Below are 11,725 nucleotides of genomic sequence, written 5' to 3' on the forward strand. Positions count from 1 at the left end.
TACGCCGCCGTGAGCCTCAAACCAAGCGGCCGCCAGCGCAGATTAGCCTCCCGCGTGCGCGTGTCCGTCCTCGCGGGCGGGCATACCCACCCGGTGGGCGCCCGAGTAGACGTTGAGCGAGGTGCGGCGGCTGAATCCGACAAGCGTTATGCCGCTGTTCTCGGCCAGTTCGACGGCCAGGCTCGACGGCGCGCTGACCGCTGCGAGCACGGGGATGCCGGCGAGGGCGGCTTTTTGCACCAGTTCGAACGATGCCCGCCCGGAAACCTGCAGCACGGTCCCCTGCAGCGGCAGCAGTCCCTCCCGGAGGGCCCAGCCGACCACCTTGTCCACGGCGTTGTGGCGTCCCACGTCCTCACGCAGGCACAGGAGCTCGGCCGAGCCGTCCTCGGCGGTCCAGAACAGTCCGGCGGCGTGCACCCCGCCGGTGACGTCGAAGACGGCTTGGGCTTCCCGCAACTGATCCGGAAGTCCCGCAAGAGTAGCGACGGGAACCACCAAGGGGTCCTCGGCGGGGCTGAAATGTGAGGACTTGTGCACGGCCTCAATGGAGTCCGTGCCGCAAATTCCGCAGGAACTGGAGGTGTAGACGTTCCGTCCGGTGTCCGGGCGGACGACGTCGGGTCTCAGCTGGGCCTCCACAACGTTGAAGGTCTGGACGCCGTCTTCATCCTCCCCGGCACAAAACCGCAGCGAAACCAGCTGCTCATGGTTCCAGATGACCCCTTCGGAGACGAGGAAACCCGCCACGAGGTCAAAGTCGTTGCCCGGCGTCCGCATGGTGACGGAAAAGGACAGGCTGTCGATCCGGATCTCCAGCGGCTCCTCGACGGCGAGCACGTCTTCACGGTGACGGACCGGAAATTCGAGGGCCTGGGGGGATCCGTCCAGGACATATTTGTGCACCTTGCGGCGTTGCGTAACGCGGCCCATCAGGTCTTCCTAACCAACATAGTTCCATCATGGCAAGCGCCGGGCCGGGAGGCCAGCGCGTCTTCAACACCGGGCGTCAACCCAGCAGTTCACTCCAGTCCACGGGTCCGCCGGTGCCCATTGGCTTCCTGGCAGGCCGTCTGGGCGCAGGCTTGTCCTTCGCCGCGGCGGGGTCCGGCAGGGGTGCACCCCAAGGCAGCGCGAAGGCAGGGACGGCCTCCCCCAGCTGTGCGCCGTGCGGCGGGACCACCAGCACGCCGTCGGCGGCGGCCAGTCCGCGCATCATTCCCGGGCCGGTGTGCTGCGCCGGTGATGCCATGCCGTAGAGCAGCCGGAACGGCATCAGCCGGGTCCGGCCGGGGTCCGCTTCCAGGGTGGCGCCGCAGGGCACTGCTGTGACTGGCGGAACCGGCCGGTGCCCCAGCGCTGCCAGGAGCGGAGCGCCGATGGTTGATAGTGCCATCATGGCCGCCAGCGGGTTGCCCGGCAGCCCGATAATGAACCTGCCATCCGGCAGCTCGGCCAGCACGGCCGGATGTCCGGGTCGCATGGCGATTCCGTCGATCAGCAGGCGGCCGCCCAGCTCGGCCACCGAACGGCGCAGGTGGTCGGTCGCTGACATGCCGGTGCCGCCCGTGGTGATGACGACATCGGCGGGCAGCAGCTCAGCGCCTGAGGACCAGTGGTGCAGCCCGGCAGCAGCCCCCGGGCTGTCCTCCGCAGGGTCGGTGTCTTCGAGTGCGCTGAGCCATTCGGTGTAGCTGTCGCCAATCTTCGTTTCGCCGGTACAGATCCCCCCGAGCATTTCCACCACGCCTGCCAGCTGGGGACCGAAGGTGTCGCGCACTTTCCCCGGCTCCGGAATCCCGGCCGCCAGCACTTCGGATCCGGTAAATACCAGCCGGACCACGGCTTTGCCCTGCACCGGGAGGCTGTCGTGGCCGGCCAGGGCGGCAAGGGCCAGGTGGGCAGGGTTGAGCAGGGTACCGCCCTTAATCAGCACCGCGCCGGCGGCGGCTTCCTCCCCTGCTTTCCGGATGTGCTCGCCGTTTCTCGGCTCGCCGGGCTTCGCAGCTCCTCCGAGCTTTAGGACCGGAAGCCCCTCCTCGTCGGCGGCAATGGTGCCGCTTTCGCTGCGCAGCACAGCCTTCGCCCCGGCCGGGATCAGCCCGCCGGTGACTATCGGGCTTGCTTGGTGCGGAGCCAGCCGCTGGCCTGGTTCGGCAAGGATCCACGGTCCGCTTCCATTGACGGACCAGCCATCCATGGCTGAGGACGCGTAATGCGGCATGTCCACGAGCGCTTCCACGTCGGCGGCCAGGGTCCGCCCCAGAGCGGCACGGAGGGCCACGGGAGCGGCGGGGACGGGGGTTGCACAGGTGAAGGCGAGCTCCCGGGCTTCCTGCCAGGTGTGGGCCAAGTGCCGATGCGGCCCGGCTTCCGCCGCATCGGTCCTGACTGCTGGACGGTCCGCGGCCTCACCGGCCTCACCGGCGTCCACCCCGGCCAGGGGGCCGCTGAGCCCGGGCTCGGGCACTTCCCCCGCTCCAACTGCACTGCCCCGAAGGGGTGCAGTGGTCATGCGTCGGATGCTTCGTTGGCTGCGTAGTCCTTGGCGAGTTTGCTGGCCACGGCCATCGCAGCCTGCATCGAGACGGCATCCGTGGCCTGGCCGGAACCGGAGGCCAGGCCCGCGGCAAAGCCGGCGATGAAGGTCGTTAGGGGGGCCGCGGGGCGCACCACTGAGTGCGCCGCGACCCCTGCCAGGGACAGGACCTCGTTGATGTCAATTTCGACGCCGTCCAGTTCCAGGGCCTGGAGCAGGGCGCGGCACCACTCTTCCAGAGTTTCATCCTGGCTTTTCACCGTTTGCCTCCAAGTTTGAGTTCAGCCGGGGAGCCCCGGGCCGGATGCCGGGTTGTCGGCTGTCGCGGGTATGGCACCGGCCGGTTCGCTTACCCCTAACGCGGCGGCATCGCCCCATGTGTCCACATCATCGGTAGACCCCTGGGGGACGTTGACTTCCCGCACCTCCAGCCTAGCAAGAAGGGCGAACACGGACGCGTTTTCGAGCGCGCCGCGCTGCGAAGCCTCCGCGGCGCAACGTAAAAGCACAGTTGTGCCATATAGACCGACAAGTGGCTGCCGCCGACCCTCCGCTGAGACGGCCATCAGGCCATCACCAGGCGGTGCTTCCGCCGCCGCGTCCAGCAGCGCCTGGACGGCGGCACCTGCCCCGGGCATGTCAACGGCCAGGACAAGGGTGTACGGGGCCCGGGGCCGGGCGCCGCGGCTGCGTTCCAGCGCAGCCAGGCCTTCGGCGACGGCGGCGGCCGGTCCGGCAAAGGGCGGGTCCTCGCGGCAGCGCACCACACCTCGGGGCAGCGGTCCCGGGTCGGGCCCCACGACGGCTACAGCCACCGCGCCCCGCGCAGAACGCAGGGCACCCTCCAGGAGGGTGGCGCCGTCGTGGATCAGTCCGGACTTGGGGACACCTCCGAGCCGGGAGGACCGGCCCCCGGCGAGAATAACAGCATCGAATTCCACCGGCCCAGCCTAGCGCCCTCCAGGCCCGCCACCGAAGCCCACGACCGGGTCCGAGCCAACGCCGGCCGGATTCAGGCAGCGGATTCCGGCAGCAGGAAAGGGTCCCAGGCCGGTGTTGGTTTCTCCAGCTCTTTGATTTGCCAGATGGTGCCCCTCGGTGGTGCCGGGCTGAACCCGAGCTTCCAACCCATCTCCGCCGGGGTGTGGTCCCCTTTGGCGTTGTTGCACCGCAGGCAGGCAGCAACCAGGTTCTCCCAGGAATCCGCGCCGCCCCTTGATTTGGGCTGGACATGGTCGATGGTGTGCGCGGCTTTGCCGCAGTAGGCGCACCGGTGTCCGTCCCGGCGGAGCACACCGCGGCGGCTCACCGCCGTAGTGGTGTTGTACCGGGGCCTGATATACCGGTTAAGCAGTATCACTGACGGCCGGCCCAGCACATCCTGCGGCCCAACCACAGGTTCGCCGCCTTCCGCCACAACACTGGCCTTCCCGGTCAGCACAAGGACAAGCGCCCGGCGGAAGGTCACCACCGCCAGCGGCTCATATCCAGCATTAAGAACGAGAGTGCGCATCCGCATACCTCTTCACGGCCGCACCCGCCAGGGGCACGAGGGCCGGCTGCCCTGTGCATGGTCGGGCTATGGATCGACAAAACAAGAGTAAACACGGACATGGCAATTCGCCGAATCTTTTTTGCTCTCCCCTGCCCGTGTCGGCCGAAGTTCACGGATCGGCAACACAAAGGACCCCCGCCGTTTGGCGGGGGTCCTTTGTGTTGCTAAAGCTGCTGTCTTAGCCGCCGACGCGGATGAAGACCGGGCCGGAGCCGACGTTGACCGTCTGCAGGGAGGTGGTTCCACCGTTCCAGCCGCCGTGAACGGCCATGCCGTTGCCGACGTAAACGGCGATGTGGGCCATGCCGGCGCCACCGTTCTGGTAGTAGGCAAGATCGCCCGGCTGTGCCTCGGCGGCGCTCACCGTGCGGCCGAGGGACAGGTAACCTGCCGGCCAGCCGTGGTAGTTGATGCCTGCGGCAGCGAGCGCGTTCGTGGCCAGTGCGGTGCAGTCCTGGCTGACACCGAGCTGGGCATAAGCGGCAGCGGCGATCGTTGCGCCCATGCCGCTGGCGACGGCCGGCGCCTTGGAAACGGCTGCTACCGCGGTGCCGGTGGCGGCAGTTGCGGCAGCAGCGACCTGGGTACCGGCCGCTTTGGCAGCAGGCGTTTCCTGGACCTTCACAACGGGCTTCGGGGCCTCAACAACCGGAGCCGGGGTGGTGGTGACGGCCGGCTTCTCGAAGGAGATCGCGATAGTGGAAGCAGCCGAGATGGCAGCCGGGGTGCTCGACTGGACGTCGAGTGTGGAAGCGGAGGCGGATTCGCGCTGAACGTTGGCCTCAGCAGCGTTGGCTGCGATACCGCTGGTCAGGACGAGGCCGGAAGCAGCAGCGATGACTGCGGCCTGGCGACCCATGCCGCCGGCGTTGCCGCCGACAGCCTTGGCAATGACGGCCAGCGAGTTGGTCTTGGTGACCTCGGCGCGATGCCGTGCGTTTGCACGAGTAGTCATTAAGTTCTCTCTTTCGTGTTCCTGGTCCGCGCTTTTAGGCGCGGGCTGAGGACGCTCCGGCATCTTGGGGGTACGCCGGATCGCCCCGAAAATGGGTTACTTAGCGAAGGGTGTACTGCGAAGACGCGCCAAAAGCGGCAACCGTGTGGCCTGCGGTCCGGGCACCGGCAAGGCCGGCGCGATCATTGGATTCCAGCGGGCTCGAAAGAGCAGCGCAAGCGCGGTGAAGCGCGGAATTTTGGCGTGTATGCACGAAAGTAGCCTCTCCCAATGCCTGCGAGGTGAGCTGTCGGATTCGGATGGGAGTCACCCGGCCGCGCTGCTTCCTGGGAAGCTTTGCGACTTAACCCCAAGGCCTTCTTGCGAAGACCAAAATTGGTTCCCCCGCCCCTGCCAGACGATGTCATGCGAACGGACCTTGAGCGGTGGCAGAGCTAGGCAATCCACTCAAGAGCGCCAACTTCGAAAAAGTTGGCGTAGCTCAAACTTTACAGCAGTTGGACCCTAATGTCACATTCGGATCACGGCGTGTCCCCAGAATGCGAGAGTGTTCCCTCAACTTTTCAGAGCCATCCGGTCGGGTCGACGACTTCGCCGTTGACCATAACCTCGAAGTGGAGGTGGCAGCCGGTGGAGGCGCCGGTGGTACCGCTAAGAGCCACAACATCCCCGCGGGAGACCTGCTGGCCCACCTTCACGCTGGCGGAGGACAGGTGGTTGTAGGTGGTCTCCAGGCCGTTGCCGTGGTCGATCACCACGCGGTTACCACCGCCGTAGGGGTGCCAGCCGGTGAATGTCACGGTGCCGCTCGCGGCAGCGTGGACGACGGTGCCGCACTGCGCCGAGTAGTCCTGCCCGCGGTGGAACTCGCCCGAGCCTCCGGTGATGGGGCTGACGCGGTAGCCAAACGGCGACGCCGTGACCATCTGGTCCAGCGGCGCCCCAAGGCTGCCTGCGGAGGCCGCCCGGGTGATCGAGCCGGCGGACTGTGCACTGAGTAACTGCTTGAGCTTTCCGTCCGGATCGCCCTTGGTGGTTACGGCAGTGCGGCTGAAGTCGATCTTGGCCTCTGCTGCTGTCACATCCGGCTGCACGACTGCCGGGCTGGCTGCCGCGCCGGAGCCGGCGTCAGTGGCCAGAACAGGGCCAGTCGCGGGAACTGTGACGGTGAGGGCCAAGCCCGCAGCGGCCAGTGCAATACCCGCCTTTTGCCCTACACCGCTTGCGGCGGCAAAATCCGTTACTTGGCGGAAGGGGCTGCGGCGATCCCTGCGCGCGTCACGGTGCGCGTCGCGCGGACGCTCTGCCGTGATGGCAGCGGCGGGACGCGGCTCCGAGGCAGGGCCGCTCGCACGACGGCGGCCCTTGGCGGTCTGGGTGGTCAACAACGGTTCCTCTCTGGAGAGCCTGCGGAGTTAGCTGTCGGATTCGGGTCAGAGAGATCAACGACCCGGTCCGCCGTGGCAAGCAATCACGCACAGGGGCATCCGATGGATTCCGTGTTTGTGGGTACTTGCCGCTGACGGTCTTCACCCCAAGGCCGCTAAACAGCCAAAAGTGGTTCCCCCGCCCCTGCCAGGAGATGATTCTGCGACTGTTCCGCTGGCAGGGCTCGGCTTCGGATCAGATAACGCTTTGGTATCGGTACTAGTCTCCAACTATAGGCGATTAAGCCGTCCAGAGATAAATCCGTTATCAGCTTGTGGACAACTCTCGGATGGCCCCGGGCTGTCGCGGCAACCTCAGGAACCGATGGTTACAAAGACGTGGGCCGCGACCTCAGGCGGTAGTTCAAGGGCACCTTCGATGTCAGGAACGCGCACCGAAATGTACTCCCCCACGCGCTCCAGGGATACCAGGGCGCCGGGGCGGATGCCGCCTTCATCGAGCTGGACCAGCAGTTCCGGCTCCACTTGGATGGGCTCGGCCAGCCGGTCGACCCTGACACTGGAATCAGGACCATAGCCGGCCATGGCTTCGAGCAGATTCACGACGCCGTCAGGGTTGGGGTCGGCGGGCAGGCCGCCCAGTTCCGCCAGACCCGGGATCGGATTGCCATAGGGCGAGACGGTGGGATGGTTGAGAAGTTCGAAGATCCGCCGCTCCACCCGTTCGCTCATCACATGTTCCCAGCGGCAGGCCTCCTCATGGACGTAGGCCCAGTCGAGTCCGATGACGTCGGCCAGCAGCCGCTCGGCAAGCCGGTGCTTGCGCATGACTTCGATGGCGCGCTTCCGGCCAACCCCGGTCAGTTCAAGGTGGCGGTCTCCGGAGACAACCACAAGCCCGTCGCGTTCCATCCGGCCGACGGTCTGGGAAACAGTGGGACCGGAGTGGCGCAGCCGTTCGGCGATGCGGGCGCGAAGGGCGACGATGTTCTCTTCTTCAAGTTCCAGAATGGTCCGAAGATACATCTCGGTTGTATCGATCAGATCCGTCATTCAGCTCAGCTCCTCGAGCGCCGTCCTTGCGTGATTTCCACCGTACCGTGCGCTGCCGGCAACCTGGCGGGCTCCGCCGTACGTTCGCAGGCCAGCTTAGCCTAATTTGAGTTACTCCGGATAATCTCAATGACCGGACTGTGACGGTCCCTTTTGCCTCCCCCGCGGGACAGTCAGGCAGAATGAAACAACAGGCTCCGCCGCAGCCACCCTGCCGGGCCGTCACCCGAGCCACCCGTAGTACCAGCCGAAAATTGGAGCCACTGTGAGCGACACCAGCATCACGATTCCCGCAAACCTCCTTCCAAAGGACGGCCGGTTCGGCGCCGGGCCGTCCAAGGTCCGCCCGGAACAGATGGCAGCACTCGCCGCGGCGACAAAGCTGCTGGGCACGTCGCACCGCCAGGCGCCGGTCAAGAACCTGGTCGGGTCGGTCCGGAACGGGCTCAGCGCGTTCTTCCGCGCACCTGAGGGCTATGAGGTCATCCTGGGCGTCGGCGGATCAACCGCGTTCTGGGATATTGCCAGCTTCGGCCTGGTGGAGAACAAGGCACAGCACTTGTCCTTTGGCGAGTTTGGCTCCAAGTTCGCTGCCGCAACCAACAAGGCACCGTTCCTGGCCGATTCCGCCATCATCAAGTCGGAGCCGGGCACCCGTCCGCAAGCCCGGGCCGAAGCCGGCGTCGACGTTTACGCGTGGCCGCAGAATGAGACGTCCACCGGCGTCGCGGCTCCGGTGCGGCGCGTCGAAGGCGCCGATGAGGGTTCGCTCGTCCTGGTGGACGCAACGTCAGCTGCCGGCGGACTGGACGTCGACGTCGCGGAAGCGGATGTGTACTACTTCGCTCCGCAGAAGAACTTTGCTTCCGACGGCGGGCTTTGGCTTGGTTTGTTCTCCCCGGCCGCGCTGGAGCGTGCGGCCCGGATCAAGGCCGGCGGCCGCTGGATCCCGGACTTCCTGGACCTCCAAACCGCGGTTGAGAACTCCAGGCTGAACCAGACCTACAACACGCCGGCGCTGGCAACCCTCGTTACCCTCGACGCCCAGGTGCAGTGGCTCAATGCGAACGGCGGGCTGGACTTCGCCTCGGCACGGACCGCGGACTCAGCGGGACGGATCTACCGCTGGGCCGAGGCCTCGGCGTTCGCCACCCCGTTTGTGGCAAGGCCAGAGGACCGCTCCAACGTCATTGCGACGATCGACTTCGACGACTCGGTCGATGCAGCCGCGATCGCCGGTGCGCTGCGCGCCAACGGCATTGTGGACACCGAACCGTACCGGAAACTGGGCCGTAACCAACTGCGCATCGCCACTTTCGTGGCCATCGAGCCGGACGATGTCTCGGCTCTGCTGGAATGCATCGACTATGTGGTGGGCGAACTGAAAAAGTAGCACCCCGAACGCAGCGGCGCCGCAGCGTCAGTGTTCGACGGCGCCGCCCGGGTTTTGGCCCCGGGCGGCGCCGCCTGCCGGCGGCCCGCTGCCGTCGGGTCCAGCTTCCCTCCGCGTGCCGGCGGAGACGACACGGAAGTGGTTCAGCCCCCGGGCCCGGCGGTCGAACCGGAGCCGCAGCCTTTTGGCCCGGACGATCCACAACAGCCCGATCAGGGCAGCGACCAGTCCGGACGCCGCCGCGATACTCAGGGCCCAGCGCGGACCGGCAATGTTCGCCACCCAGCCCACGAACGGCGCGCCGATCGGCGTGCCGCCCATAAAGATGGCCATATAGAGCGCCATCACCCGGCCGCGCATCACCGGGTCAGTCGTGGTCTGCACATAGCCATTGGCGCTTGTCATCATCGTGATGGCGAAGAGCCCGACCGGTACCAGTGCCACCCCGAACCAGAAGTAGCTGGGGGCCAGCGCGGCGACGCCGGAGGTCACACCAAAGGCACCGGCCGCGCCGAAAATGAACCGCAGCCGGGGCTTCTTCCGGCCGGCTGACAGCAGCGCGCCAGCGACCGAGCCAATGGCCATGATGGAGTTCATCAGACCGAAGGCGCTGGCATCCAGGCCGAATTCCGTTCCGACCATAGCCGCGATGAACAACACGAAGTTCAGTCCCAGCGTGCCCACAATAAAGACCGCAACGAGCACCACCACTATGTCCGGCCGAAACCGCACATAGCGCAGCCCTTCGCGGATCCGCCCCTTGCCGGCAGCCGCGCGGGGCAGCAGGCGCAGCGTCGTGGCGGGAATCTTCCACAGGCTCAGCAGCAGCGCCACAAAGGTCAGGGTGTTGATCATAAAGACCCAGCCCGGGCCGACAGCAACCGTGAGGACACCCGCCACCGCCGGTCCGATCATCCGGGCCACATTAAAGGAAGCGCTGTTGAGGGCCACCGCGTTGGGCAGGTACTCATCGTGGACCAGTTCCGAGACGAAGGTCTGCCGCACCGGGGCGTCGAGGGCGGACACGACTCCCAGCAGCAGGGCGAACCCATAGACGTGCCATAGCTGCGCCGCACCGGAAATCACCAGGATGCCCAGCCCTGCACTTAGCAGTGCCATCGCGGACTGGGTCAGGATGAGCAGCTGTTTGCGGTGGTAACGGTCCGCCATCAGCCCGGCGACGGGAGCGAGGAAAAGCTGGGGTCCCAGCTGCAGGGCCATCGTGATGCCCATGGCGCTGGCGTCGTGCTCGGTCAGGTGGTCAAAAACGAGCCAGTCCTGGGCTGTGCGCTGCATCCAGGTCCCAATATTGGAGACGATCGCCCCGACGAACCAGATCCGGTAGTTCAGGAGGTGCAGGGACTTGAAGGTGGACATCATGACCAGCCCTCACTGTGCAGCATCCCCGATTGTTCCAACCGCTAGTGCGCCTCTGCCTCAGGATGCTCGTCCGGGCCGTTACCTGCGGCATCGTCGGAGTCATCGCCGTCAGGGTCGCTGCCGTCAGAATCGCCGGCGCCGGCCACCGAGGCGTCTTCAAAACCGCCGGGGACCACGGCCGCGTCAGAGCTGCGGGTGTCCTCGCGGGTTGCCGCCCGCGCCGGGGAGCCAGCTTCATCCGCGGCCTGCTCATCGCCCGGGCGGACGCGCTCGGCCCACGGGATCCACTCGGGCGGCAGGATTGAGTCCTCGGAAGGCAGCAGGCCCAGTTCGTCCACCGTGACAACCTTGGACCTGGAGTTCCTGGTGAGCACGGCGTACCACTGCCAGCCGCCGTAGCCGGCAAGCTTCGATTCGAAGAGGTGTGTGACCAGGCGGTCGCCTTCGCTTTTGGCCGCCAGGTGCCGGCCGACCTGTTCAGCGGGGGCGATGCCCTCAACGGCAGCGCGGGCAGCGTCGACAGCGGCGGCCAGGAAAGCATCAGGCTTGCCGGTGCGCCACACGGGAACCCCGGCCCGCGGCTTGGTGCCTTCTTTGCTTCCGGCTTTTTTGTTCCCGGCGGCTGCCGGCGGGGTCCTAGTACTATCCGGAGTCATCGCCGCGGCCTACGCGTCCAGCTCGTCGGCAACCTTACGCAGGGCGACGGCGATCGCCTTGCCCTTGTTGCCTTCCGGGTACTTGCCCGCGGACAGTGTTCCGGACAAGTTGTCCAGAACACTGACAAGGTCCTGCACCAGCGGAGCAAGATCTTTTGCGCTGGGCCGCTTGGCCTTGGCGATGGACGGCGTTTTGTCCAGCACGCGCAGGCCCAGGGCCTGGGCGCCCTTACGGCCGTCAGCTACCCCGAATTCAACCCGGGTGCCGGCCTTGAGCTCGGTTACGCCCTCGGGCAGCGCCGACTTCGGCAGGAAGACTTCCTGGCCGTCCTCGCCCGCGAGGAATCCGAAGCCTTTTTCCTTGTCATACCACTTGACCTTGCCGGTAGGCACGTAATCAACCTTCTTCGTTCCGCTGGTGACACGGCCGGCGGCCACCGCGTCCGCATTGATATGCGGGTTTAGGGTGTGGCTGCCCGGACCGTGCTGGTCTGTTCCCCCAAGGTTATCCTGCCCAGTCCACTTTGCTTGGTTGGGGCGCGGGACAAGCAGGGCTGTTAGCGTTAGCCCCATGACTGAACTGCGTTTTCGGCGGCCGCTGCTGGTCTTTGCTGCGGGTGCCGCCGTGCTCTCACTCACGGCCGTCGGCGTCGTGATGGTGATGGCCCTCAGCAGTGCAGTGCCGCCGGTGTGGGTCACCGCCACTGCCCTTTACGGACTTCCGGCTTCTTTCCTGCTGATGCTCCTGCTTGTGATCGAGTCCGTGGCAGCCCGGCGACGGTCCCGGGAACCGGACGGAAGGTAAC

Annotated in this window: 13 protein-coding genes and 2 riboswitches; of the genes, 2 read left to right on the forward strand and 11 right to left on the reverse strand. The window is 66.4% G+C overall.

Going from position 1 to position 11,725, the window contains the following annotated elements:
* Window positions 1–42 precede the first annotated feature (42 nt).
* The 8 genes from fdhD to ABIB49_RS08285 form a co-directional block, all read right to left on the reverse strand.
* A complete protein-coding gene (gene fdhD, locus ABIB49_RS08250) occupies window positions 43–933 on the reverse strand; it encodes a formate dehydrogenase accessory sulfurtransferase FdhD (protein ID WP_354156929.1) in 891 nt (296 codons plus the stop codon).
* A 76-nt stretch (window positions 934–1,009) separates the two neighbouring features.
* Window positions 1,010–2,515 carry a molybdopterin molybdotransferase MoeA gene (locus ABIB49_RS08255; protein ID WP_253031187.1) on the reverse strand — a complete coding sequence of 502 codons (1,506 nt, stop codon included), beginning with the start codon at window positions 2,513–2,515 and terminating at the stop codon, window positions 1,010–1,012.
* The gene (locus tag ABIB49_RS08260; RefSeq protein WP_354156930.1) at window positions 2,512–2,799 is read right to left on the reverse strand and encodes a DUF6457 domain-containing protein; all 288 of its coding nucleotides are present in this window, start codon (window positions 2,797–2,799) and stop codon (window positions 2,512–2,514) included. The genes ABIB49_RS08255 and ABIB49_RS08260 overlap by 4 nt, the downstream gene beginning before the upstream one ends.
* A gap of 21 nt (window positions 2,800–2,820) precedes the next feature.
* Complete coding sequence (gene mobA / locus ABIB49_RS08265) at window positions 2,821–3,480, reverse strand: molybdenum cofactor guanylyltransferase (protein WP_226776389.1); 660 nt, start codon at window positions 3,478–3,480, stop codon at window positions 2,821–2,823.
* Between the two features lie 71 nt (window positions 3,481–3,551).
* A complete protein-coding gene (locus ABIB49_RS08270; RefSeq protein WP_226776388.1) occupies window positions 3,552–4,052 on the reverse strand; it encodes an HNH endonuclease in 501 nt (166 codons plus the stop codon).
* Window positions 4,053–4,272: 220 nt separating this feature from the next.
* On the reverse strand, window positions 4,273–5,049 hold the full coding sequence (locus ABIB49_RS08275) for an NlpC/P60 family protein (RefSeq protein WP_226776387.1): 777 nt from the start codon (window positions 5,047–5,049) through the stop codon (window positions 4,273–4,275).
* Between the two features lie 257 nt (window positions 5,050–5,306).
* A riboswitch (cyclic di-AMP (ydaO/yuaA leader) is annotated at window positions 5,307–5,465 on the reverse strand.
* Between the two features lie 147 nt (window positions 5,466–5,612).
* On the reverse strand, window positions 5,613–6,434 hold the full coding sequence (locus tag ABIB49_RS08280; protein ID WP_226776386.1) for a M23 family metallopeptidase: 822 nt from the start codon (window positions 6,432–6,434) through the stop codon (window positions 5,613–5,615).
* A 4-nt stretch (window positions 6,435–6,438) separates the two neighbouring features.
* Window positions 6,439–6,652, reverse strand: a riboswitch (cyclic di-AMP (ydaO/yuaA leader).
* 139 nt (window positions 6,653–6,791) lie between these two features.
* Complete coding sequence (locus ABIB49_RS08285) at window positions 6,792–7,490, reverse strand: iron-dependent transcriptional repressor DtxR (RefSeq protein WP_354156931.1); 699 nt, start codon at window positions 7,488–7,490, stop codon at window positions 6,792–6,794.
* A gap of 265 nt (window positions 7,491–7,755) precedes the next feature.
* Here ABIB49_RS08285 and serC point away from each other — a divergent pair, with 265 nt between their 5' ends.
* Window positions 7,756–8,883 (forward strand): phosphoserine transaminase, encoded by a 1,128-nt coding sequence (gene serC, locus ABIB49_RS08290; protein ID WP_226776384.1) that lies wholly within the window; start codon window positions 7,756–7,758, stop codon window positions 8,881–8,883.
* A gap of 27 nt (window positions 8,884–8,910) precedes the next feature.
* Here serC and ABIB49_RS08295 read toward each other — a convergent pair whose 3' ends face one another.
* Genes ABIB49_RS08295 through ABIB49_RS08305 form a run of 3 tightly spaced genes read right to left on the reverse strand, consistent with a single transcriptional unit; the run spans window position 8,911 to window position 11,312 of the window.
* Window positions 8,911–10,260, reverse strand: coding sequence for an MFS transporter (locus ABIB49_RS08295; protein ID WP_354156947.1), 1,350 nt, complete (start codon window positions 10,258–10,260; stop codon window positions 8,911–8,913).
* A gap of 44 nt (window positions 10,261–10,304) precedes the next feature.
* Window positions 10,305–10,919: a DUF3027 domain-containing protein gene (locus tag ABIB49_RS08300; RefSeq protein WP_354156932.1), complete on the reverse strand. Its 615-nt coding sequence runs from the start codon at window positions 10,917–10,919 to the stop codon at window positions 10,305–10,307.
* A gap of 9 nt (window positions 10,920–10,928) precedes the next feature.
* Window positions 10,929–11,312 carry a cold-shock protein gene (locus ABIB49_RS08305; protein ID WP_024366560.1) on the reverse strand — a complete coding sequence of 128 codons (384 nt, stop codon included), beginning with the start codon at window positions 11,310–11,312 and terminating at the stop codon, window positions 10,929–10,931.
* Between the two features lie 178 nt (window positions 11,313–11,490).
* Between ABIB49_RS08305 and ABIB49_RS08310 the strand changes: the two genes are divergently transcribed.
* Window positions 11,491–11,724, forward strand: coding sequence for a hypothetical protein (locus ABIB49_RS08310; RefSeq protein ID WP_354156933.1), 234 nt, complete (start codon window positions 11,491–11,493; stop codon window positions 11,722–11,724).
* Window position 11,725 lies beyond the last annotated feature (1 nt).

Source organism: Arthrobacter sp. UYCu512 (assembly GCF_040547075.1).
Taxonomy (GTDB): domain Bacteria; phylum Actinomycetota; class Actinomycetes; order Actinomycetales; family Micrococcaceae; genus Arthrobacter.